This window comes from Nocardia gamkensis NBRC 108242 (genome assembly GCF_001612985.1).
In the GTDB taxonomy this organism is placed as follows: Bacteria; Actinomycetota; Actinomycetes; order Mycobacteriales; family Mycobacteriaceae; genus Nocardia; species Nocardia gamkensis.
Window position 1 is genome coordinate 184,628 of sequence record NZ_BDBM01000003.1, and the last position, 22,906, is coordinate 207,533.

General features: G+C 62.1%; 20 protein-coding genes and 4 pseudogenes. 15 read left to right on the top strand and 9 right to left on the bottom strand.

The features are described 5' to 3' along the window. Positions 1 to 175: 175 nt before the first annotated feature. The 6 genes and pseudogenes from NG1_RS39190 to NG1_RS02455 form a co-directional block, all read right to left on the bottom strand. Positions 176 to 1,069 (bottom strand): annotated as a pseudogene (locus tag NG1_RS39190) (IS701 family transposase); the annotation flags it as partial. 27 nt (positions 1,070 to 1,096) lie between these two features. Beyond that, the gene (locus NG1_RS02435) at positions 1,097 to 1,342 is read right to left on the bottom strand and encodes a hypothetical protein (RefSeq protein ID WP_157113822.1); all 246 of its coding nucleotides are present in this window, start codon (positions 1,340 to 1,342) and stop codon (positions 1,097 to 1,099) included. 25 nt (positions 1,343 to 1,367) lie between these two features. Continuing rightward, positions 1,368 to 1,931, bottom strand: coding sequence for an LOG family protein (locus tag NG1_RS02440; protein WP_062967515.1), 564 nt, complete (start codon positions 1,929 to 1,931; stop codon positions 1,368 to 1,370). Between the two features lie 74 nt (positions 1,932 to 2,005). Continuing rightward, on the bottom strand, positions 2,006 to 2,683 hold the full coding sequence (locus tag NG1_RS02445; protein ID WP_063910248.1) for an isopentenyl transferase family protein: 678 nt from the start codon (positions 2,681 to 2,683) through the stop codon (positions 2,006 to 2,008). A gap of 535 nt (positions 2,684 to 3,218) precedes the next feature. Next, positions 3,219 to 3,606 (bottom strand): annotated as a pseudogene (locus NG1_RS02450) (transposase); the annotation flags it as partial. A 78-nt stretch (positions 3,607 to 3,684) separates the two neighbouring features. Continuing rightward, positions 3,685 to 3,918 carry a hypothetical protein gene (locus NG1_RS02455; protein ID WP_062967517.1) on the bottom strand — a complete coding sequence of 78 codons (234 nt, stop codon included), beginning with the start codon at positions 3,916 to 3,918 and terminating at the stop codon, positions 3,685 to 3,687. A 510-nt stretch (positions 3,919 to 4,428) separates the two neighbouring features. Between NG1_RS02455 and NG1_RS02460 the strand changes: the two genes are divergently transcribed. The 3 genes and pseudogenes from NG1_RS02460 to NG1_RS39195 form a co-directional block, all read left to right on the top strand. Continuing rightward, positions 4,429 to 6,312: an NAD(P)/FAD-dependent oxidoreductase gene (locus NG1_RS02460; RefSeq protein WP_084498646.1), complete on the top strand. Its 1,884-nt coding sequence runs from the start codon at positions 4,429 to 4,431 to the stop codon at positions 6,310 to 6,312. Then, positions 6,309 to 7,313 (top strand): ATP-grasp domain-containing protein, encoded by a 1,005-nt coding sequence (locus NG1_RS02465; protein ID WP_062967521.1) that lies wholly within the window; start codon positions 6,309 to 6,311, stop codon positions 7,311 to 7,313. The genes NG1_RS02460 and NG1_RS02465 overlap by 4 nt, the downstream gene beginning before the upstream one ends. A gap of 124 nt (positions 7,314 to 7,437) precedes the next feature. Beyond that, positions 7,438 to 7,608: pseudogene (locus tag NG1_RS39195) on the top strand (IS5 family transposase); the annotation flags it as partial. Here NG1_RS39195 and NG1_RS02470 read toward each other — a convergent pair. Continuing rightward, positions 7,608 to 7,838 (bottom strand): transposase, encoded by a 231-nt coding sequence (locus tag NG1_RS02470; protein WP_157113823.1) that lies wholly within the window; start codon positions 7,836 to 7,838, stop codon positions 7,608 to 7,610. The pseudogene NG1_RS39195 and the gene NG1_RS02470 overlap by 1 nt on opposite strands. 420 nt (positions 7,839 to 8,258) lie before the next feature. Here NG1_RS02470 and NG1_RS02475 point away from each other — a divergent pair, with 420 nt between their 5' ends. Together NG1_RS02475 and NG1_RS02480 are read left to right on the top strand one after the other, a co-directional pair. After that, complete coding sequence (locus NG1_RS02475) at positions 8,259 to 9,119, top strand: hypothetical protein (RefSeq protein WP_157113824.1); 861 nt, start codon at positions 8,259 to 8,261, stop codon at positions 9,117 to 9,119. Further along, positions 9,119 to 10,222 carry an SMP-30/gluconolactonase/LRE family protein gene (locus NG1_RS02480; protein ID WP_174315384.1) on the top strand — a complete coding sequence of 368 codons (1,104 nt, stop codon included), beginning with the start codon at positions 9,119 to 9,121 and terminating at the stop codon, positions 10,220 to 10,222. The genes NG1_RS02475 and NG1_RS02480 overlap by 1 nt, the downstream gene beginning before the upstream one ends. Positions 10,223 to 10,820: 598 nt before the next feature. Here NG1_RS02480 and NG1_RS35135 read toward each other — a convergent pair. Next, positions 10,821 to 11,210, bottom strand: a complete 390-nt coding sequence (locus NG1_RS35135; RefSeq protein WP_084498647.1) for a DUF488 domain-containing protein — start codon at positions 11,208 to 11,210, stop codon at positions 10,821 to 10,823. Positions 11,211 to 11,283: 73 nt separating this feature from the next. Between NG1_RS35135 and NG1_RS36310 the strand changes: the two genes are divergently transcribed. The 10 genes and pseudogenes from NG1_RS36310 to NG1_RS38045 form a co-directional block, all read left to right on the top strand. Continuing rightward, the gene (locus NG1_RS36310) at positions 11,284 to 11,355 is read left to right on the top strand and encodes a GTP cyclohydrolase I (protein ID WP_245659774.1); all 72 of its coding nucleotides are present in this window, start codon (positions 11,284 to 11,286) and stop codon (positions 11,353 to 11,355) included. A 990-nt stretch (positions 11,356 to 12,345) separates the two neighbouring features. Then, complete coding sequence (locus NG1_RS02490; RefSeq protein WP_062967529.1) at positions 12,346 to 12,933, top strand: class I SAM-dependent methyltransferase; 588 nt, start codon at positions 12,346 to 12,348, stop codon at positions 12,931 to 12,933. A gap of 134 nt (positions 12,934 to 13,067) precedes the next feature. Then, complete coding sequence (locus NG1_RS02495) at positions 13,068 to 14,714, top strand: thiamine pyrophosphate-binding protein (RefSeq protein WP_062967531.1); 1,647 nt, start codon at positions 13,068 to 13,070, stop codon at positions 14,712 to 14,714. An 18-nt stretch (positions 14,715 to 14,732) separates the two neighbouring features. Further along, positions 14,733 to 16,301 (top strand): tryptophan halogenase family protein, encoded by a 1,569-nt coding sequence (locus tag NG1_RS02500; protein WP_084498649.1) that lies wholly within the window; start codon positions 14,733 to 14,735, stop codon positions 16,299 to 16,301. A gap of 19 nt (positions 16,302 to 16,320) precedes the next feature. Next, a complete protein-coding gene (locus tag NG1_RS02505; RefSeq protein ID WP_062967535.1) occupies positions 16,321 to 16,857 on the top strand; it encodes a flavin reductase family protein in 537 nt (178 codons plus the stop codon). Positions 16,858 to 16,932: 75 nt separating this feature from the next. After that, positions 16,933 to 17,982 carry a pyridoxal phosphate-dependent aminotransferase gene (locus tag NG1_RS02510; protein ID WP_062967537.1) on the top strand — a complete coding sequence of 350 codons (1,050 nt, stop codon included), beginning with the start codon at positions 16,933 to 16,935 and terminating at the stop codon, positions 17,980 to 17,982. Further along, positions 17,979 to 19,325 carry a cation:proton antiporter gene (locus NG1_RS02515; RefSeq protein WP_062967539.1) on the top strand — a complete coding sequence of 449 codons (1,347 nt, stop codon included), beginning with the start codon at positions 17,979 to 17,981 and terminating at the stop codon, positions 19,323 to 19,325. The genes NG1_RS02510 and NG1_RS02515 overlap by 4 nt, the downstream gene beginning before the upstream one ends. A 38-nt stretch (positions 19,326 to 19,363) precedes the next feature. Further along, positions 19,364 to 20,956: a tryptophan halogenase family protein gene (locus NG1_RS02520; RefSeq protein WP_062967541.1), complete on the top strand. Its 1,593-nt coding sequence runs from the start codon at positions 19,364 to 19,366 to the stop codon at positions 20,954 to 20,956. After that, positions 20,953 to 21,213 (top strand): hypothetical protein, encoded by a 261-nt coding sequence (locus NG1_RS02525; RefSeq protein WP_062967546.1) that lies wholly within the window; start codon positions 20,953 to 20,955, stop codon positions 21,211 to 21,213. Before NG1_RS02520 ends, NG1_RS02525 begins: the two co-directional genes overlap by 4 nt. Before the next feature lie 721 nt (positions 21,214 to 21,934). Continuing rightward, positions 21,935 to 22,204 (top strand): annotated as a pseudogene (locus NG1_RS38045) (ATP-binding protein); the annotation flags it as partial. A gap of 105 nt (positions 22,205 to 22,309) precedes the next feature. Here NG1_RS38045 and NG1_RS02540 read toward each other — a convergent pair. Further along, positions 22,310 to 22,759, bottom strand: a complete 450-nt coding sequence (locus NG1_RS02540; RefSeq protein ID WP_157113825.1) for a hypothetical protein — start codon at positions 22,757 to 22,759, stop codon at positions 22,310 to 22,312. Positions 22,760 to 22,906 lie beyond the last annotated feature (147 nt).

Genomic DNA, 22,906 nt, shown 5'->3' on the forward strand with positions numbered 1-22,906 from the left:
CCGTCGACCTCTACGGCCCGGACCACGCGGCGCCGGCTACCGGCGCATGCTCGAACTGTCTCCCGTCGGCCACGGCGGCACCCCCGGCGAAATCGGCGCCCTCGGCGCGTTCCTGATGGGACCCACCGGCGCGTTCATCACCGGAAGCGACATCCTCGCCGACCGCGGAGTCACCGCCTTTGGCGTTGGGGGTCAGCGACCGGCGGGCCAGCAGCCATCGTCGCCAACCCGGCCGGCCTCACTGATGGTGGGCACCGTGGCCACCGCTCAGTCGAACATCCGAGGACCTTCCGAGCCGTCTCCGCAGCTACGACGCTTCCATCCCTGCGGGGGCGCGTCGGCCACGATCTGGCCGGCGCGGCTGCTACCGCCAAGCGACATGACGACCGGCGCGCTGCTGGGCACCGCCACCACATACCCGATCCGCCGCCGCTCGAGCCAGCTCCAGAACTTCGAATCACCACCGCAAGCCTCATCAGCGCTCACCCACCGCGCAGCCCCGGCATCCAGCGCACGAGCCAACATCCGCTGGGCCAGAACCTATTTCGTCGCGAACTGGACATCCTCGGGCACCCCCGCACCGAGACAACGATCCCGATCGGCGATCCACGACTTGGGCAAATACAACTCCCGATCGATCAGCGTGCCCCCCTTCACGCTCGTATACGCGCAGAACACGCCGAGCTGACAATTCTCCATCCGACCCGCAGTCCCCGAGTACTGCCGTTGCACCCCAGCAGAATTCACGCCCTTCTTCAGAAATCCGGTCTCATCGACCACCGGCACACCGTCCGGATCACCCAAATGCTCCACCGCATACACCCGCGCGTCATCACGCCCCCTCGACATCCCACGCCGCCGCATTCAGAAGACGCTGCCTCCCGATCGGCGTGAACTCACCCGCGACCTCGGCCAACGTCCAGCCGTTCTTCCCCGCCAACGGCGCCAGCAACCCCCGCACATACGCCCGCGCCTGCCGCCGCGGCTCGGACCGCACGAACCGGCCCGCCACCCGTTCGAACGCCTCCTCCGACCCCGCCGACCGCGCCACCCAATCCTCATCAACCACCACGAAACCATCTACTAACCAACAACATCACGAATTGATGCTGTAGTACTGGCTAGAGCGTTGGACCCTCGACGAGAACCTCGCATCGCGCGAAGATGTTGTCGAACGGCTCGCTCGGATGGCGATGGCCGCGCTCGCGAGCGCGACCTGAAAGCCCGCAAAGGCGATCGATGATGAAAGCGCGACCGCCGCGACGAGGATTTCGAGCAGCGGCATCGTCTCGGCCATCACATCGACAGCCGCCGGTCGATTTGTTCGATCATCGACAAACACTCTTGCGCTCGTAGCGGGCAGCTGATCAGCTTATGTGATCGACCTTCAGCGCGGCGAACGCATCGGACAAGTCCGCGACCACCGTCAATCGGTCCAGCGCGGCCTTTCCGACGAAACCGCGACTGCACAATTCGCCGATCCATTCGAAGAATCCCCGGTAGTGTCCGTGCGGATCCAACACCACTACGGGCTTGTCGTGCATGCCGAGGTCAGCGCTGGTCCAGATCTCGAGAAACTCCTCGAGCGTTCCGATGCCGCCGGGTAGGGCCAGAAAAGCGTCGGAGCGATCGGCCATAATTTGCTTGCGTTCTCGCATGGTGTCGGTGACGAGTAGCTCATCGGCGTGAATATCGGCCACCTCGTGCTGGATCAGCTGTTTCGGGATGACGCCGACGGTGTGCGCACCGCCGGCGCGTGCGGCGGTGGCGACAGCGCCCATCATGGCGACACGACCACCACCGGAGACCAATTGCCAACTCTGATTGGCGATCTCGGTACCGACCGCGGTGGCCAGCGCCAAGTACGCGGTGTCGACCGTGCTCGCCGAGCAGTATACGCACACCGAATACCGCCGCGCGGGCCCGCTCACCGGGTGCTCCGAGTATCAGCCGAGACTTCACGCATGTGCCGGTCACTCCCTGTGAGAAAGATGGCTTGAACTCCTCAACCGAACAAGCGGGTGAACGCCGCGTACTGTTCGCGACCGTGCTCGGCGTGAACTTGCGCGATGCGTTCGGCGAGTTCGGCTGCGGCGGGTTCGTCAGGGGTGATCCCTGCCAGGTCACGCGGGTCCGTCGAGGTTTCCCGACACCACTGGACGAGCGCCTCGAATCCATTGATGGATGCGACGAATCGCCGTTGTCCCGTGTGCCGCCATGCCGCGGCGAACTCGTCCAGCATTCCATCTCCGAGCATCCGCCACGCTCGGTCCCGAAGCCGGTCGAGGTACGTCGACGCATCACGCAGGCCGAGCACGCAGGCGGAGAGCCGAAAGTCAGACCGTCCCCGGTACTGCGCGAAGTGGCGGAGCACCGAGATCGAGCCGCCCTCCACGACTACGTGCTGGTGGTGTCGGACCAGTCTGTGGACGTAGGCCGAGAGCGACTGGGCGGCCTCGGCTGCCGGATAGTCGCCGTCCGGTACGACTCGGTCACTCAGGTGAAATCTGTTCGCGGCTCCGGTGAATCGGGCGCTCGTCGACGGAAGATCCACATAGCACTGGATGCGGTCGGCGACCACCACCGGCGCTTGCCGCGCATCGGCAAGTTCCATCGCCACCTCGGTCTTGCCCGAACCGGTGGGGCCTGCTATCAGCAGCACGTCCGCCGCCTTCGGGTACATCCCACTTTCCGCCGATTTCATCCCCGGGCGGAAGGGGGACATCGAGTCCTCGACGAGTGATGCGCCCTGCTGACTCGAGTTGTTGCCATATTGATCACGCTCGAACATAAATCACCGATTCACTAGTTCGGCTGCACAGCTTGCGCGGCGAGCGGCACCGCTGTACACCCACTTTGATACGTCAGATTCCGAGGGGCGTAGCCGTCGGCCCAGATATCGAATCCCCCGCACGGCGGAGTGCGTCGACACAACCTTCCCACGCGTGTGCCAAACCTTCCATGAAGCTAGCAGGAATATTGCCGAGAGAAATCCATGGTTCGCTGCGCGGAAAATAACGTTTCCGGCATCGAACCTATCCTTGAGGTACAGGCACACACAATGCTCACAATGTGAAGATCTGGGCCGGAAGTTCATCCGAGATGTCAATCCGAGCCGAACGATCGGGTGTCATGTCAGCACTCGATCAGCCCTTCCGAGCGGAGAACCTGGACGCTCGCGACGCAGACGGCAGCCTCACCGGGTCGTGGCCGGTGTTGTCGACCCGCCGCGCGCCCGCGCCGGGACTATGCGCCAGGAACACTCCGATCTGGCAGTTCTCCGTACGACCGGCCGTGCCGGAGTACTGACGTTGCACCCCTGCGGATTTGACGCCCTTCTTCAGAAACCCGGTCTCGTCACCGGCCAGGACGGCCTCGGAGTCGCCGAGGTGTTCGACCACGTAATCACGCACATCGTCACGGACGGCATCGACGTCCCAGTCGGCGGCACGCAGCAGTCGCTGCATCCCATCGGACCGCCCTCACCAGCACGTTCCGCGAGTGTTCACCCGTTCTTACGTTCCAGACCGGCGACCAGCCCCGACACATACTCACGCGCCGCCCCCGCGGCTCGGCGCGGATGAACCGTTCCCCGACCATCACCATCAACGAAACCAGCTCGGCCACAGCATGATCCAACGCCAAGCAACGGTTCTACGGCGCTGTCGCCGCGGACGGGGGCATTTACATCGGGAGGTGTGGCCAGCGGTCGGGTTGCAGTGGCGGCCGGGTCGCTGTCGTAGATCCGGCATCGTGATGGGCGCTGGTTGCGTAGCCGAGCAGGCGGCCGGAGAACCGTTCTTCCACCGACGCCAGATACAGTTTTCCCTCCTCGGTCGGTATTTCGGACACATCACCGCACCACAGCACGTTCGGCGCGACGGCGGTGAATTGCCGGCGCACCAGATCCGGCGCCACCGGCCGTTTCCCCGGCCTGGTCGGGCTGTGTCTACGTTTGACTTTCCTTGCAACCCAACCGCTATCGGCCATGATCTGCGCGATATATTGTCGGACGGGGACTCGCCAGTCATGCGGCGGCAGTGATAGTTACTCAACACAGACGACTGTTGTTGTAACCGTTGACAAAGCGCGGACCGCGCCGGGGTAACCCATTGACGCGAACCCCGTCTCCTGCCACCCTCGATAGGAGTTGAGACAGCGAGCCGCCGATGTTCGCGCCATCTTTGTTCGTGAAGTTCGCCCGTTGGCAAGTTGCGAGCCGCAGTCGCGATGTCGAATATCGGAACTGAAGATTCAAGTGTTGCCCAGTCCAAGGTGACGTGCTCAGACTACGACGAATTCACATGCGGTCCACTTCTCACTATCGGCGGAGGATCCGTGCCCGGGGAGCCATTTTCGTCTCTCCAGCCACTTCCATACCAAAAATGTCATCCCTCTTTTCGTGACCCAAGACCAAGTGGAGTTTTCATGGGTAACCCGAAAGATCTTACGGCGATCAGAGCAGCTGAGCGGCCCGAATACGGTGAAACCGACGACGTGTTCGACACGGCTGTAATCGGGGCGGGTATCGTCGGCTTGACCAATGCGTTGCAACTGGCCAAGAGGGGCATGCGGATCGTCCTGCTGGATAATGTGCGCGACCGGAAGCGTAGCTATAAGGTGGGTGAATCGTTTCTGGTTTTCACCAGCACATTTCTGCGCACCGTAGGCGATCTCGACGATTTTGTCAGTGACGAGTCATTCGTCAAAATGGGAGTCTGGTTTACCAGCGGAGCCGAGCATCGAAAGGACTTCCGAGGAACCACGGAATGGGCGATAAATGCCGATCCGCACCCGCCACACTACCTCTACGAGCTGGCGACGGACAAGAAATGGTTCCGCTGCATGTTCCTGGATATGCAAATTGTCCGGCCGGAGGCCGAGGATGTGATGCGTGCAGCAGTTCACGCTCATCCGAACGTCACGTTCCTGGACTCGGCGCGGGTCCAGGAGATACGGCTCGCTGACACAGATCAGTCACGGCCACACAGCCTGACCTGGAGTGAGGGCGGACCCAACGGGCGAGCCGGAACCGTGCGAGCCAAGTGGGTGATCGACTGCTCCGGACGCCGCCGTCTGCTGGCTCGGAAGTTCGGGCACCGAGCGGAGGTCACGGAAGGCCGCGACGGATTCGAGACGACCGCAGTGTGGGCCCAGTTCAAGGGCGTCACCGACGCGAGCTTCGAGGATTGCTGGACGCATCTACTTCCGCACGGTGCGGCTGTCCGCCGTGACCTCTATACGGTTCATCTGTGGGGCCGCGGCTACTGGATCTGGGTGATCCGACTGTCGAAGGACCGGATCAGCATCGGGGCCACGTTCGACAAGCGGACACCCCCATCCGGCAACACCCCGCGCGAGCAGTTCTGGGAACTCATCCGGCGCTACCCCGTGCTGGACAAGGTGATCAGCGAAGACACCCTGCTCGAGTTTCAGACATTCCGCAATGTTCAGCACTGGACCGACACCTTCGCCAGCGAACGCCGCTACGCGATGGTGGGCGATTCGGCCAGCATCATCGACGCATATTACAGCCAGGGTATCGCGCTGGCCCTGGTGACCAGCTGGCATCTGGCCAACGTTATCCAGCGTGACGTCCAGGATGGTGAACTGGACCGGCCGTACATCCAGCGAATCAACCGGGCGACCCGCCAGGATTGGCACGTCCTTCGCAACATGGTCCGCGAGAAGTACACACCAGCGATCGAAGACCCCCGCTTCTTCCTCCTCTCACACATCCTGGACATGTTGTTCTTCTGGGGAATGGGCAGTACCCGCGCCAAACTTGCCCACTGGCTGGTGCAAACCGAGGGCGACACAAGCCGCGAGACCTCCGAACTGCGGCGAGCGCGCGCGCTAATGCAGAAGCAGCTGTTCTACACACGCGCCCCCTACTGGGCGAAGCTGCCTCCGGAGGCCGTCCAGCGTCTTCAGCGGCATCTGCAAACCCGGCTAGCCGAGCGCGCCCGCTGGCGGTTGCAACACGGGATTCGACCGCCCACACTCACCAGCTGGCTCAGCGTGACCTCGCCAGTGCCGAAAATTTGGAAGCTTCCCTTCGCCGGGGACGCTGCTCACCTGGACATCAGCGGACGCGACCTCGTGCAGCCAGCCGCTCAGCGACCGCCGGGCACCGCGACCTGGTTCGACCGGCTACCGATCTCCGCCAACACCCGCCTGGACTGGGTACTGCGGCTGCGCCCGCTCGCGCTGATGGGAGCCTTCGCTGCCGGGTATGCCTGGGACTGCGCGGACACAGCTGTGCAGAAGCTGAGGGTCCGGCCTCCGCGGTCCAATGTCGCGGAGGCATGATGAACACAACGGCGCGGCACCGGACGCAGGTGGTGTATCTCCGCACGGGATCGCCGCACCAGGAGTACAGCGGTGTCGCCGAGACCCTGGCGGAGCGGGGCGTGAAAGCCCGGCTGGTGCACTTGGACGACCTGGACGATATGGATTGGTCCGGCGTCGGCCTGGTGAACGTCCGCATGTGCAGGGGCTACCACACCACCCCCGGCTTCCTGGCCAGATTGGAGCGGCTACACACCCTGCTCCAAGAGCTTCCGCAGGGACCAGTACCCCTGGTCAACCATCTGCCGCTGCTCAGGGACGCTATCGACAAGGGCCGCTACCTACGGGCCCTAGCCGACAAAGAAGGAATCACCCTTATCCCCACCCGCTGGCTACCAAGTGGCACCGATCTGCGGATCGAGGACCTCATGGAAGACACAGGATGGGACGACCTGGTCATCAAACCGACGGTATCGGCCGGCTCGTGGCGAACCATCCGGGTCTCCCGCACCGGCCCCAGCACCTCCGACAGCCACTTCGTACTGCGATCCGCCCGGAACTGCACACCACCCTACGAGGCTCGGGTGCGCGAACTGCTCGCTACCCGCAATCTGTTCGCGCAGCGCTTCCTGCCATCGGTACTCGACCAGGGAGAACTCTCCATGATCTTCCTCGGCGGCCGATTCAACCACGCCGTCCGCAAGACTGTCGGACACGATGGCGGCTGGTGGGCCCACGAACGGCACGGTGGCATCAACCACCCCGTGCAGCCCACCGAAGAGGAGCACGCCTGGGGCCACCGGGTCTACCAAGCGATCGAACGGTGCTACGGCCGCCTGCTATTCGGGCGAATCGACGGCATCCGAGACGAGAGCGGAACCCTGCGGCTGCTGGAATGCGAACTGGCCATCCCTCGCCTGCTACTACCCGAGGGCCGGGCCTTCGACGCCTACGCGGACGTGATCATCCGCGCGCTACGCGATCCGGCCAACGAGAACAACCAGTCGCCCATCCCGCGGTAGAGCTCGAAGGAATCGCACATGACAACCGGTTCTGGCGCTGGTCGCGTAACTGTGCCCTCACACGGCTGGTCCGCCAAGTACGGATATCGCCGAGGCGGTCGCCGAACTCGATCGAGATGTGTCGGTGGATTCCTCGATCGTGCGCGCGCATCAGAATGCCGCTGGCGCTTGCCGCGGCAGGGTGGTCCACACCGGCGAGGACCGGTTGTATACCGAGGCAGGCGCCGAGCCCGCTGACCACGCGATCGGTCGACCCAGTGTCGGGCCGACTACGAGGATCCACCTAGTGCCTCGTCAAGCAACCTTGGGTAGGTAATCGGGTCGCCGGATCTTGGAGTTGACGGCGAAGTCGCGCTTTGGTTTTGCGTGCTGGTTGTACCAGCGGATGTAGGCGCCGATCGCGGCGTCCTGTTCGTCATGGCCGCGGTGGTCGGTTCCGTTCAACGCGAAGTAGCGCAGAGCCGCGAATTCAGCTTCGATCCAGTTCAACCACGATGAATAGGTCGGCAGGAACACCATTTCCACGTCGTTGACCGCGGCCCAGGGGGGTGCATGTTGAGCGGTCCGAACTCGTCCACACACACCACCCGCCCGCTGGTGGGCTGGTGGTCGTAGAGATCCAGAACCCGGTTCATCAATCGACACCGCCGCGGACCTGCCTGTCGGCTCGGTCAACCGGGTGCGCACGACCGACAAGCCCGGGCGGCGTGGTCACCGAGCTGTTCGACCGCGCCCCTCACTACCAAATCCGCCAGCGCATGATCATCGGGGCGGCGCCGAGGGGTGAGGCACGCCCGGCAGATCATTTGAGACGAGCGCTATCGTGTTACCGGAGGGTAGGTAAATTCTGGTACTCGGGCGTGCGGCGAGGCGACCGAACGAACTTCATCGGAGAAGACCACGGTGTTGATGCAAACACTCTGCCCCGCAAGCAGATTCGTCTCGATGCAGATCCGGTCGCGGGTCGGCGGAGCGGTCGCGACGCTTGCGGCCACGACGCTAGTGCTCATGATGGTGCCGACAGACAGGACGGTGGCCTTTGCCCAACCTGTGGACGCACAGTCCATCTTCGGGTCCTACGAGCTCGTGGCTACAGCAACAATTGGCGATGACGGAATCACCCACCCGGGTCCTTGGGCAACTGGAACGCTGGTGCTGACCGACAACGGACACCTGTACCGAATGACGGGAGGTATCGGTTCTGCCAGTGCGCCGGACACGATCTGGACCGCCGGAACCTACGAGATCTCCGATGGAAAGCTCGCCGAGCGAATCGAGCGGTCCAATCTCCAGCCCTTGATCAACACGAGGGTCGAGCACGTGGTGAGTATTGCTGGGAACGATCTCACTCTCACAGAGCGCAACAGCTGGAGCACGATCAGGATGACGTTCGCGAGGATCGCGCCACATGAAACCACAGCTCCCGCCGACTGGGCCGGAACCTACGAACTCCGCTCCGCATTCTTTCGTGTCGGGGAATCGATCACGTTGCCCGGCGTGTACAACGATGGAGCGATAACATACATGCCCGACGGCACCATGTTCGTCGTCCTCGACCAAAAGGGCATCGCCACGCCGCCGTACCCATTATCGGTCTGGTACACGGGGACATACGATCTCAATCAAGTATCAAAGGTCGTCAGTCACCATGTCCGCCACGCCAATCTGGCGTCGCGGGAAAACGCAGACCTCCGTCGAGCCTATCGAATCAACGGTCCTGTCGTCACTTTGGTCGACGATACGAGCCTGCCCATGCCTCCCGGATCGCTGGCGCCGTTGTATCTCGACTGGAAGCGGGTCGGATAGTGTCACGCGCAATTCTGGCGGGCGTTCTCGTCGGCTGCACACTCGCCGCGGCAATGCTTTCGTCCACCGCCCGGGCAACGGACGACCTCCAGCCTGCCGGGCCGCTGAAAGTCCTCGCCCACGTGCCACAGCCCGGAAAACCGGAAGGTATCGCCGTAGACCCGCATGACGGCAGCATCTGGACCGGCTCCAATCGGGCCAACTCCGAGGCGGTGCTCTGGCATTTCGACCGAGACGGCAACCTACTGCGAACCTACACCGTCCTCGACCATAGTGAGGCCTCGCCGTACGGCGTCAACGGTGTCACCCTCGACGGCAGCGGATACGTCTACGCCCTCGACTACTCTGGTTCGCGCGCTGTCCGACTCGACCCGCTCACCGGGTCCCAGAGCCTCTACGCAACCTTCCCCGACCTGCCGGAGTGTGGTGCCGGGCGGATCACCGAATGCGAACCACGGTCACCGGGCGGAGACCGCCCGGCCTGGCCCAATTGGGCGACTTTCGACCCGGCCGGCAACATGTACGTCTCCGACCTCGATCAAGCGACGATCTGGAAGGTCCCCGCCGGTGGGGGCCTCGCTGAAATCTGGTACCAGAATGCGCAATTCGCATCCTGGTACTCCCTCAACGGTATGCAATTCGACGCCGAGGGCCGGCTGACCTTCGTGCACACGCTGTCCACCGAACTCGACAACCTGGCCCGCGGCGCCATCTATCGACTCACCGTCACCCCCGACGGAAACCCCGGCGTCCTGACCGAGGTGACCACCACCGGCATCGCCGCGGATGGCCTGGCCATCGACTCTGTGGGCAACCTGTATGTGCCGGTCACCAACCAGTTGCCCGTGCAGGGCGGCCCCGCTTTGATCGCAGACGCCATCGAGATCTACAGTCCCGCTGGGAAACGCCTCGCTACCGTCGCGCCGCCGAACTCTCAAGAAGTTCCTGTCCCCCTCGATGCACCGGCATCGGTCGCTTTCAGCGGAAATCACCTGCTCATCACTAACCACGCCAACAACAGCCTCGACCCCGGGCACTTCGCGATCATGGATCTCCCGACCAACAAGACCGGCCTTCCCCTCAACTATCCGATCCTGCCCTGACCGGACAGGCGTGGCGCTTCTGCCCCGATCTCGACGGACTCCACCGAACCCGCCTGCCGCGAGCCGTGCACGCAGTCGGGCGACACCCGAAACCGATCCCCGAGACGACGTCCTCGACACCGGCCACACTCGCGTACGCCTCCTACACCGTGGGCAGGAAGTGAACCACCGCGCCAGCATCCAGCTGCGATCGTGCACGGAGATCTGGTGCGGTCGGAGCGCATTGGCGCTGGCTCGACATCACGACCCAGGGCGGTGGCCAACACGTTCGATCCCCCGTCAACTCGCTGCTGCGATCCAGCGCACGCATCCGCGGTGAACCACCCGAGCGGCACCTTCGCCGACAAGGCCGTTCCAGCACGGCCATCACCGCCGCTGTTTGGGCGCGGCCTCCATCTCGTCGGGGATCCCGAGCCGCGCGGCAGCGATCACGGCCGGCAGTTCAGGACTCCGGCAGATACGATCCGATCCCCCAGCGCGACCGCTACTCGGCGATGTAGTAATGCCGGTTCGCCGGAACTCCTGGAACGTTTGGCGGCGGCGGCGGCGCGGCCACAGTTGTGGACATGCCATGCGCACAGTGGAGTGGCCCGGCCGATCACACCTCCATCAGAGGATAGGTGACTCGTCTTCGGTGGACCGTTGCGAAGCTTGTCATCGCCGCGGGTATGAGCCTCGTCGCGCCCATGATGTGCTGCACATCGATGCCGCGCACGAGGAGCGCGTCGGCGAGGAGGCGCCGATGACATCGCCAGAAGACGGCTTCAGCGCACATGATGACGGTGACATGTTCCGCGGCCAGCGCGATGAGTTCATCGATCGCCTCCTCGAACGAGGCCGTCTGCATGTAGTCGGCGTACCCGCGGCACGATGTGTTGTGCCTTCCGGTGTTGATCGAATCCTCCGCCGGCTTACGTAATCCGCCCAGCCCCGGCAGCTGCTGGCAGTCGATACCGGTCGCAGCAAGCGATCCCGCCAGCCGGTCGATGTGAAACTGCGGATTGTGCCTGGACTTTGGGCACGGTCCGGATGTCTGCCACCGCGATGTACCGCTGCGGTCGGTGTGCGAGCATCATCTGCTGCCGTTCGTCGGCACCGTGCACATTGGGTATGGACTCGGAAAGCCCGCGTGACACGCCCCGGCGCATGGCGCACGGCTACGCCGAGTTGTTCACCCCCGACCAGGATGAGCTCGTCGTAATCCTCCGCGCTGCGGCATCCAGTTAGAGCTGGGTGCGGCGTTCGTCGACTGGGTACTGCACCGAGCCGGTCGGACGGCGGTCGTGGTCGTGGACCGCCTGTGCTGTCCGCCACATGGCGAGTGAGGCCGTGAGGTTCGGGTCATGTTCGGCTGCCGGGCCCACTGGTGAGTTTTCGGGTGTCCAGGTGTGGGTGGTGGCGCCGATTTGGGGGCTAGGTTCTGGACTGGGCCGCGCGTACCCGCAGGTGTTCGCCGAAGTCGGCGTCGTAGCGCACCACCGGCGGGATCACCGGCATCCATCCCAGCGAGCCGCCGTGTATGGTTCGATGGCCGATACCGCCACATCAGTACGACGGCTTTGTCTTCGGCGGTGTCGAGTTCCCGGGCGGTGACGGCGTCGGTGAGGGCGGTGATCGGGGGTCGCGCCCGGCGAGGACGAGCATGGCACGCGGTCGTCAAGCAAATCTGCCGAGTGCGGTCCTACCATGGAGCTGCGTAGTCGGCAAGCGGTTCACCGCTTGTGATAATCCTTGGTGTATGTTTTGACCCGAATGGGCATTCGCACCGACTTCGGCGTGCGCTAAGCTTGAATATCAGAAGCTTCCCGATGGTCACAGCTCAACTCTCCACGGCAGGTGCTGTGTGGAATTATATATTGTATCTTGTTTTCCTGAATCGCGTAGATGCATTCTGGGTAGGTGCAGTGGGATGCATGCTATGTCCGCGGTCCACTGCTCGTCGCGAATAAATCACTTTCCCTGTCCGGACGAGGTGGACGAGGCTCTTCATGTGCAGCGAGGGGCCCCTGCCTCTCGTCGCAAGAAGGGCTGATATGAAAAAAGGAAGACTTCAGTACGACCCAAATATCGACCATATACTTGTGACAGCGCGCACATATGAAGAATATCGAGATTTATTCGGAGTGAGCGAAGACGACCTTTCGTCGGGCACAATCCTGGATTGCCCTGGCGGGGCCAGCAATTTCGGGCTCACGGTACGGGCAGACGGCGGCCGGTGCATCAGTGTAGATCCGCTATACGAAATTCCGCCGAAAGACTTTGAAAAGCTGTTCGATGCGGAGTTTCCCAAGCTGCGCGCCTGGGCGTCCGCGCAGCCGAACAGATTCCGGTTCTTGCAACACGACAGCGCCAGTCCTTGGCGACACTGGCGTCACGGAGCCGAACAGTTCTTGGCCGATTACGAGCGATCTGCGTCAGACGAGCGGGGCGACTATGTCGCCGCCAGCCTGCCGGAGTTGCCCTTCGAAGATGGCGAATTTTCTCTGGCGCTTTCCGGCTTCCTGCCGTTCTCCTACACGAATCGATTCGACCTCGACTTCCACATCGCGGCTGTGGCAGAACTTCTTCGGGTTTGTCGCGGGGAAGTCCGGTTGCATCCGCTGAACGAGATCACAGGCCAGGAATATGAGCACCTGGAAAAGCTGATCGCGCATTTACGCGAGACGTCTCTGCCATTCGATCGTGTCATCTCGGAATTGCAAGCCACATGAAGGTGTTGCGAGACTGACGCAAAGGCCGATCTCCTTCCGCGCAGTTAACCTGACACATCGGGCCTACACATTCCAGGACTTCTGCATTCAATTCTTCGGCCGGTCGTAGCCGATTTATATTTTCGGGAGATTACATGAGGGTGCGGGAGTTATTGGTCAAGGCCCTTGTCGGCGAGGGTATCGACACAATATTCGCATTGATGGGCGCGGCGAATCGGAATCTGATGTGTGACCTGGGGATGCCCGACAGAGCGAGGGTGGTCCAAGGCCGGCACGAAGCTGCTGTCGTCAGCATGGCCGACGGATACGCGCGGTTCAACAGACAGGTCGGGGTGGCGCTGGTGAGCGCAGGACCGGGCCTGACCAATACCGCGACGGCGCTGGCGGTTGCCCGGTCTCACCGCTCCCCGGTCCTGGTGCTTGCAGGTGATGTTCCAATGCAGGACACGAACAATCCCCAGTGCCTGGATCAGCTGGCCTTCGGCCGGGTCCTAGCCGGTGGCGCCGGGAAAATCGCGTGCTCGGACTGCTGGCACATCGAGTGGGCCAGAGCGATTGCCACCTTGAGGGAGGAGTTGCCGTACGTGCTGAGTCTGCCGGTCGACGTTCAGGAATCGCTCGGACCAGATGTGTTACCTGCAGAGGATATGCCAACCCCCACAGATGAGGTTGTCCCAGGCCTTGCCGCAGCTGCTGGGTTGCTGGTCGGGTCAGGCCAAGTGGGAATCGTTGCTGGTGCCGGGGCGGTGGACGCGAGCGATGAGCTGTGCAGACTGGCGGACCGGCTCGGTGCTGTGCTGACCACCACTATCCGGGCAGCCGGGCTGTTTGCGGGGCATTCGATGGATGCCGGCGTCCTCGGCGCGTTGGGCGACGGGCGTGCGCTGCAAGCACTCATGCGGTGTGACGTAATCCTTGCCGTAGGAACCAGCTTGCACAGATTGGCGGTTCCAGACCTGCCCGAGCAGGTTCGAATCGTCCGGGTCGATACGGACGCTGTTGTGGCGATCTCAGCCCCGCCGACCCACTCGGTCCTCGAAACGACGGTACTTCACGCGACCACCCTCCTGAATGAAATGCTGAGCGACAAACCGCGCGAGGAGGCGTCGCCCTGGATCCGTCGGATCCTCACCCGTCGGTCGCCGATCGACGACCGGCCATGGCTCGATAGGGAAGACGCGGTCGACCCCCGCCACGCACTCGCCGATCTCGCGGCGCTGCTGCCGAACCGACGTGGAGTCGTGATCGGCGGCGGCCACTGCGCGATGACCGCATGCCAAATGATTACACCGACCCGGCACGACGAGTGGACGTGCGCTTCGATCGACTTCGGTGCCATCGGTCAGTCGTTGCCAATAGCCATTGGTGCCTGTTTCGCCCGGCCCGACCTGAGGATCTTTCTGATCACCGGAGACGGGGATCTGATGATGAGCGTGGCCGAACTCGATACCGCCGTCCGTCACCAACTCGCCCTGACCGTGATTGTGCTCAACGACAACGGTTTCGGGCAAGAGCGGCACGACCTGCAAACCCATGGTCAACCAACCTGCTATGCCGACTACAGGTCCCCGGATTTCGCCTCCCTCGCCACCGCTTTGGGCGCTCGGGGGCACCGCATCGCAGGACCGAACCAACTATCCGACCTTGAACAAGCCTTGAACCCCGCGCAGGGCGTGGTCGTTATCGATATCCAAATCACGCCCGACTATGTGAACCCTTCATCGCGAATGCTCGGCGCGATTTTGGCCGGTAAATCCACCGTACTCGAGTACACAAACTGAGAAAGAGGCGTAAACCCCATGCACGATGTACAGAGGGTAGTCATAGCGGGTGGAGGAACAGCGGGCTGGATGACAGCGTGCTATCTCAAGGCGGCGTTCAGCGACCGGGTGCATGTGACACTGGTGGAATCAGAGGACGTGCCCACGATCGGAGTCGGTGAGGCTACATTCAGTACAATCCGGCATTTTTTCGAATATCTAGGTCTGGAAGAAACCGAATGGATGCCACCGTGTCACGCCACGTACAAGCTGGCGGGTCGATTCGAGAATTGGCGTGAGCCGGGGCACTACTTCTACCATCCGTTCGAGAGGTTGCGGGTGGCGGACGGCTTTCCGATCACCGAATGGTGGTTGCACAACAAGCCCGGCAGCCGTTTCGATGAGGACTGCTTTGTAGTCGCATCACTGTGCGATGCGAACCGTTCGCCGCGGTATCTCGACAACCTTTTGTTCGAACAGGACTTCATAGAGGGCGGTGTCGAACGTTTGTATCGGACGACGCTGGCCGAACAAAATTCTCAATTTCCGTATGCCTACCACATCGATGCAGCCCTGCTGGCGCGCTATCTCACACAGTACGGCACGGCCCGCGGTGTCATACACGTTCTCGATGACGTGGTGCATGTCGAAACCGACGAACGAGGTTGGATAGACTGGCTGGTAACGAGGAATAATGGTGAACTGCACGGTGATCTGTTCATCGACTGCACCGGATTCCGTTCATTGCTTTTGAATAGCACTCTCGGTGAGCCATTCATATCGTATCAGGACACATTGCCCAACGACAGTGCGGTGGCTTTTAGAGTTCCGGTCGACGCACGCGTGCGCGGTATCCGTCCATACACCACCGCGACCGCCCACGACGCAGGCTGGATCTGGAATATTCCCCTTTTCGACAGGATAGGAACCGGCTACGTATACGCATCCGATTATTGCTCGCCCGACCAGGCAGAGCAATCGCTACGAGATTTTGTCGGGCCGGATGCGGAAGGACTCGACGCCAATCACATTCGCATGCGCATCGGCCGAAACCGCCGCTCATGGGTCAACAACTGTGTTGCGGTCGGGCTGTCCAGCGGATTTGTCGAACCCCTGGAATCCACGGGCATTTTCTTCATCCACAATGCCGTCGAGCAATTGGTCAAGCATTTTCCCGCCACCGGCTTCGACGAGCGGCTCCGCGATTCGTACAATCGGCAGGTGGCGGGCGTGATGGACGGGGTGCGTGAATTTCTCGTATTGCACTACCATGGTGCAAAACGTCAGGACAACGAGTACTGGAAGGACACCAAGACCAGGCCTATTCCCGACGGGCTTGCCGAGCGTATCGCAACCTGGCAGGTCAGGCTTCCCGACACGGATTCGATCTTCCCCTACTACCACGGGTTCGAGGCTTACTCCTACACCGCGATGATTCTCGGTCTGGGGGGTATACCGGTGCAAGCGTCGCCTGCTCTGCAGTTGATGGACGATACAGTCGCTGTGCAGGAACTACGGTCGATTTCCCAGCAAGCGGAAGATCTTGTCGCGAAATTGCCCACTCACTATAACTATTTCGCCGGCCTCCGCGGGCTGCCGCCGCAATAGGGGAAGGTGCGTGTTTGCGATGACCGATAGAGCGACCACATCACCGACAATCGACTCGTCCGAGTTCCGGGCCTTGATGGCTACCTTTCCCAGTGGCGTGACGGTGGTAACTGCCGATGATGTGAACCGAAAGCCGTGGGGGATGACCTGCTCATCGGTGTGCAGCGTCACCGTGGAGCCGCCGACCCTACTGATCTGTCTACGGAATGAAAGTCCGACCTTGGCAGCAATTCTGCGGACGTCCGGCTTCGCATTGAACTTGTTGCACGATCGCGGCTCGGCCGTCGCCGAACTCTTCTCCTCCGGCAACGACGAGCGGTTCGACCGCGTTCGATGGGAAAGCGACGGACGTACCGCAGGGCCGCATCTCGTCGATGCCGCCCACGCGGTCGCGGACTGCCGGGTGAGCATGACGCTCCCGGTTCGCGATCATGTTGTCGTTTTCGGTGAGGTGTTCCGGGTGCGCACGTTCGCTGATGCCACGCCGGCTCCGCTGCTGTATGGCTTGCGTAGCTACGCACGCTGGCCGGATGAGCGGATTGCGCCCGGGGCTTGAGAATTCCGAACAGACCGTACAACTGTGAGTCCGGGGACGGTATCGTGCCGACGCCGTCTCGAATTGGGATCGAAAATGAAAATTCAAACCACCGCTGTCGAAACCGATGCGCTCCTGCGACTGCACCTCAACGAGTCTCCATATGATCCGCCACGGGCCGTGCGCGAGGCGATCTGGAGTGAGACGGTCCGAAACTCCCACCGGTATCCCGACAGTGAATGCACAGAAATTCGCCGGGCGATCGCCGAATACCATGACCTGCCCGACAGCATGATAGCTACCGGCAACGGCGTCGATGAGTTGGTACTGCTGGCTGCGCTTGCTTATGCGGGCTACGGAACCCGGGTCGCACTGACCGACACCACATTTCTGGGCTACCGATTTTCCTCGATGACAGCTGGAGCGGAAATATGTAGCGTGCCGATCGCGAATTACCGTGTCGATGCGACCGCACTGGCAGATGCGATCAGACAGGGCGCGGGGCTGGCCTTCCTGTGTAACCCGCACAACCCGACCGGAACTCTGCTCACGGTCGACGAAGTCGAGGAGATAGTGAGCGCGGCGGAGTCCGCAGGAAGCGTCCTGGTGATAGACGAGGCGTACATTGAGTTCGCGCAGGGAGAATCCTCGATCGAACTGGTGCGAGCTGGACGACAGGTGGTGGTTCTGCGTACTTTCTCCAAAGCGTGGTCTTTGGCTTCTCTGCGAGCTGGTTACGCCGTCGGTTCGGCAGCACTTATCAAACAGATGTGGCACGCGAGGCGTTCTTTGCCATTCAATGTCAACCGTCTGGCTCAGCGAGCTGTGCCGCTGGCTCTGCAGCATCAAGGATTCCTCGACTCGGTACGAGTGCAAACTGCCGAGGCGCGCGAAACACTGTTAGCTTCGCTGATAAAGGCCGGAGTCGATTTCGTGGACTCCGTCACCAACTTCGTCATGATTTCAACTGGAGATGCCGATAGCACCGAAGTCACCCGGAGACTCGCCGAAGAACACGGCGTACTGGTACGTGACCTAGCCCTATTCGGTGCCTCTGGCTGGATTCGCGTCACGGTCGGCACTACAGAGCAAGTGCAACAGTTCTACACTGCGTTGCTCGCGGTGACGCAATCGAGCCACCGATGAGGCTGGCGGCGATGGCTGCTACCTCCGGTCGTATAGGGGGAGCGCTGCTGGTGGTGCTACTTGTAGCGGCGTTGGGCCGTCCGGTCGCCCGGTGGCTCCGCCAGCCCTCCGTCCTTGCGGAGATCGCCATCGGCATCGGCATGGTGCCTGCTGCAACCGCTGTCGCCGGGACCCACGCGGTGCAGATTCTCATGCCCAGTGAGCTGGTCGTGTCGATGCGTGTTGTCGGTCATGTCGGATTGGTGCTCTTTCTCGTTGGGATAGCCCATCACCTGAGGACTGCAACGCTCGCCGCGCCTGGCCGTGCGGTCGTGTTTACGACCCTCGGTGCGCTGCTACTCCCTCTCGCCGCCGGCAGCGTACTGGGCGGGGTGCTGCTGGCATGCGGAAGTCCAACCGTCCGCGGCAACGCCCCTGCACCTGCTGTGGTGCTACTCATTGCGGTGAGCCTGTCGGTTACCGCTGTTCCGGTTCTTGCCCGCATATTGGCCGAGAAGGGGTTGATCGGCACGGCCGTGGGCGGGCTGGCCATGTCCTCTGCGATCGCCATAGATATCGTCGCCTGGCTGCTCGTGGCGCTCGCAGTGGGGCTCTCGGGGCATTCCATGGGTGGTGCACCCGCGCTCCGGGCAATCGTGGGACTTTCCGTGATTACTGTGGCACTCGTCGTCGGGCGGATACTGCGCACAGAAACATCCGAAATGCTGTGCCGACGCTTCCCTAGATATATAGCTGTCGCTATTGCGTGCGCCGCCCTGGCTGCCTCGAGCGTATTACAGCAATACGGATTTACCGAGATTTCCGGTGAGCTGCTGGTTGGTTTTATGATCCCTTCGGGTGCCCACTCCATGCCATGGCACCTCCCCGTTGGCATGATTACCTGTCTCGGCCGACACCTGGTCCCGGTCTTCTTTGTTGCGACGGGAACCTCGATTTTTACGTCAGGGACATATTTCCCCTGGATGCCGGCTGCTCTGGCGACGCTGCTCTCCACGGTCGGGAAGTTGGGCGGCTCTTATCTCGGAGCCAGGATCGGAGGGCAAAGACCGTCCGCTGCTTTGCGGCTGGGCATACTGCTCAACACCAGGGGCCTGACCGAACTAGTCGTAGTCCAGGTCGGATATAACGCTGGAATTCTCACCCCCACGGTTTTATTGGCGCTCATAGCGATGGCGTTGGTGACCACAGCGATGACTGGGCCCGTGTACGCGCTCATCGAAGTCCTTGACACCGAAGAGAACAGCGGCCAGGTATCACGACGCCGACGGCGCCGACACTCGAGTATTCGCGGGGAAGAATTCTGTCCACCTAACAGGCTTGAGACGCAGCTGTCTCGAGATTGAACTCCCAGTGAAGAAACTCATGAGAGAAGATTTCATAAATGAACGATGATCGTATCGAAAGTGTTGTTGTCCTGGGCGGCGGTACTGCAGGCTGGATGACCGCCGCGTACCTCGGTAAGGATTTTGGGAAAAGCGTTAAAATCACCGTTCTCGAAGCGCCTTCGATTCCCAAAATCGGTGTCGGAGAGGCCACCGTCCCCAACTTGCACAGGAACTTCTTCGAATTTCTCGGATTCGAAGAGGAAGAATGGATGCGCGAATGCAACGCCAGCTACAAAATGGGTGTGAAATTTATCAACTGGCGCACATCCGGCAGAGGTGAATCGACCACGAGGAAGATTAATGGTAGGGATGACCATTTCTACCATCTATTTGGGATACTACCTCACTGCGATAAACTTCCCCTCTCGCATTACTGGGCTCTCAAGCGGTTGGCCGGCCAAACCGGTGAGCCGTTCGACTACGCCTGCTTCCGGGAGCCGGCGATAATGGATAAAAATCTCGCCCCCCGATTTATCGATGGAACGAAGTGGACGAACTATGCATGGCATTTCGATGCCAATCTGGTCGCTGATTTTCTATGCAAGTTTGCGGTGAACAAGCTCGGCGTCGCGCACGTCCAGGATGTCATGACCGAGGCTGTTCTCGACGAGAACGGCTACGTCACGGCACTGCGCACGGAGTCCGGCGCGACGATCGAAGGCGATCTGTTCATCGACTGCTCCGGGGCCCGCGGTCTTCTCATCAACCAAGCGCTGCAGGAACCATTCGTGCATATGGGCGACTATCTCCTGAACGACAGTGCCGTGGCCGCCCAGGTGCCGCACGACGACGAGGCCGATGGTGTCGAGCCCTATACCTCGGCAATCGCCATGTCTTCCGGCTGGACGTGGAAGATTCCGATGCGTGGCCGCTTCGGTACCGGATACGTGTACTCCAGCCGTTTCCAATCCCGTGACGATGCCACCCAGGAATTCTGCCGGATGTGGGGTCTGGACCCGGAGGTCCAGCAACTGAACCACATCAATTTCCGAGTAGGACGCAATAGGCGTGCATGGGTGAATAACGTGGTCAGCATCGGGCTGTCATCATGCTTCTTGGAACCGTTGGAGTCCACCGGCATCTACTTCATCTATGCTGCCCTGTATCAGCTGGCCAAACATTTTCCAGACAAGCGTTTCGCACCGATCCTCAGGGATCGATTCAATGCCGAGATAGAGACGATGTTCGATGATTCACGCGACTTCATCCAAGCGCATTTCTCGCTTGCGCCACGAAATGATACCCCGTTCTGGCGGGCGTGCAAGGATCTGGTTCTCGCCCATGACATCACCGAGAAGATGGCGATGTATCGGGCCGGCTTGGCGGTGAACATGCCTATCGCGGATGAGGACACCTACTACGGCAACTTCGAGGCCGAATTCCGAAACTACTGGACGAATGGAAGTTACTATTGTATATTCGCCGGCCTCGACTATCTTCCGGAGCGTCCGCTTCCATCAATGGTGGCACGCGCTGCCGACTTCGAACTGTCGGAAAGAATTTTTGCCGAAATCGACGGCGCAAAAATACACTTGCTGGATACCCTACCCTCCACGCACGCATATCTGCGAAAGCTCCACGGAAAATGAACGCCTGGACGTGCGGCAAGCAGTCGGCGCTTCCGGCACTGCACCGCTATCCGCGGGACTCACGCAACGCGGGCCGGCTCGCCGAAGCGGTGCGGGTGCGGCTGGAAATCGAACTCGTCGCGGCCCGGGATGCCGAGCTGGACGGGCAGCCGATGGAGGAGCCGGCCGGGCGGTTCGCCACGGTCCGCCGGTTCTGCTCGGGCCCTACAAACGCCGTTCGCGTCGACGAAGGGGCGACATCGACAGCGTCACAGTGACCGGACCGATCCGCATGACCGCGCCCGCCACGCCGCTGTTGTCGTGGGACAGGGCAGCCGCATCAGGAAGCTCTGCGCCTCGGGAGGTATTGAGGCGACCGGAGTCGGATCGGAGCCGGTCGATAATGCCGGCAGCCTGGTTCTGGGCTGTCCGGTCGATCCGGCGCGGCGGACCGAGCAGGTCGTCGACTGGGAACCGGCTGGTGCCCGGAAGGCCCCCGAGCGGGTGTTGCGACGATAGCTGCCACGAAAACCGATCCGCTACAGGCTGTCCTGCGGTCGGTCATGCGTCCCACGGCATCGCCTACGACGACGAAGTGAAGTTCGTCCGAGAGGGGCGCCACCTCCCTCGCCCCCGCGCTGAGGTACGTCCGCTCGGCAGTGGTCGCGCGCACTATGCGCGCCCTCCATGACTCGAACGCACGACGCTCACGCTGGCGCCGGAGTAGCACGTCAAGCCTGTCGACCGCCGCGCATAGGCGTGCGGTCCGACCGATGGCTCGCCCGCCTACGAATCCCGCGAAACAGGGTTTCTACCCCATCGTCACCGCCGAAGCCTCGGCTTGCAGCAGCCTGCCATTCCCACTCGATCTCGAACCGCTGCCCTGACACAGTCCAAGCAGCGGCGAGGCTACACCGACTCGTGAACACACCGATCTGCTCCCGGTCCGTGGTCGACCAGGCCTGCGTTCCCCCACGTCGGTTCGTGATGCAGGTGACCGCAGCATCTGCCACTCTACGAGCCGGTGTCGTCGACGACATCGGCCTGCTCCCTGTCTCACCAGATGCCGCCGAGGGGTTATTCCGGCTCGTCGACCCGGCCTACGAACGACGCGCCTTGGCCGTCACTTCGAACCTGCACCCCTCCGGATTCTACGAGATCACACCGAAAACCCTCGCCGCCGCCACGGTCGACCGGCTCCTGCACCACCCGCACGTCGTCGTCACCGACCGCGACAGCTACCGACTCGCCCAAGCCACCACCGGGCAGCGGAGAAGCCACTGCGCTGACCTCGGTGGGGAAATAGCCGGCCACCTGCGGGGACGATTTCCGGCCGCCGTACGGTTGCCCGCCACCCTTCCGGCCCTCCAGTCGCTAAGCCGCGGTAAACACGTAGTCGCCGAATCTGTCGCATAGCTGGTCGAACGCCCGTGCGCTGCGAAAGGTCTCGGCATCCTCGATGATCTGCCGCGGCTCCAGTTGCGCCGGCCCGTAGAACAGCGCCCCTGGCGCGAGCCGTCCCGCCGAGATGGCAACGAGCGCCGGCAACAAGAGGCGACTCGCGGCGTTCTCCGGCCGCAACGCGGACTGTGACCACACCGCACCGGCCGCTCCCCAGAAGCCGATCGGCGCGAACGCGACAACGGACCGAGCCATGCCACGCGACCGAGTTCCAAGGCAAGCGCACCGCCGAACGAATGCCCCCTGCGATATGCGCGCATTCGATGCCGAGTTGAACCAGGAGGCCCGAGAGCACGTCGCGTAGTCCTCGACCGACACCGTGCCGTCGCGGACGGGTGAAAGCCCGAATCCGGGCAGATCCACAGCTATGGTCTCTCGATGCCGGGCGGCGTCCACCAACAGGTCGTCCCACGCGCGCCGACTGCTACCGATCCCAGGGATGAGCAGCAGTGGTCCCCCACTCCCGCTCCGAGCGTAGGCGATGCCGGAGTCGCTGATTCGGTAGCCGGT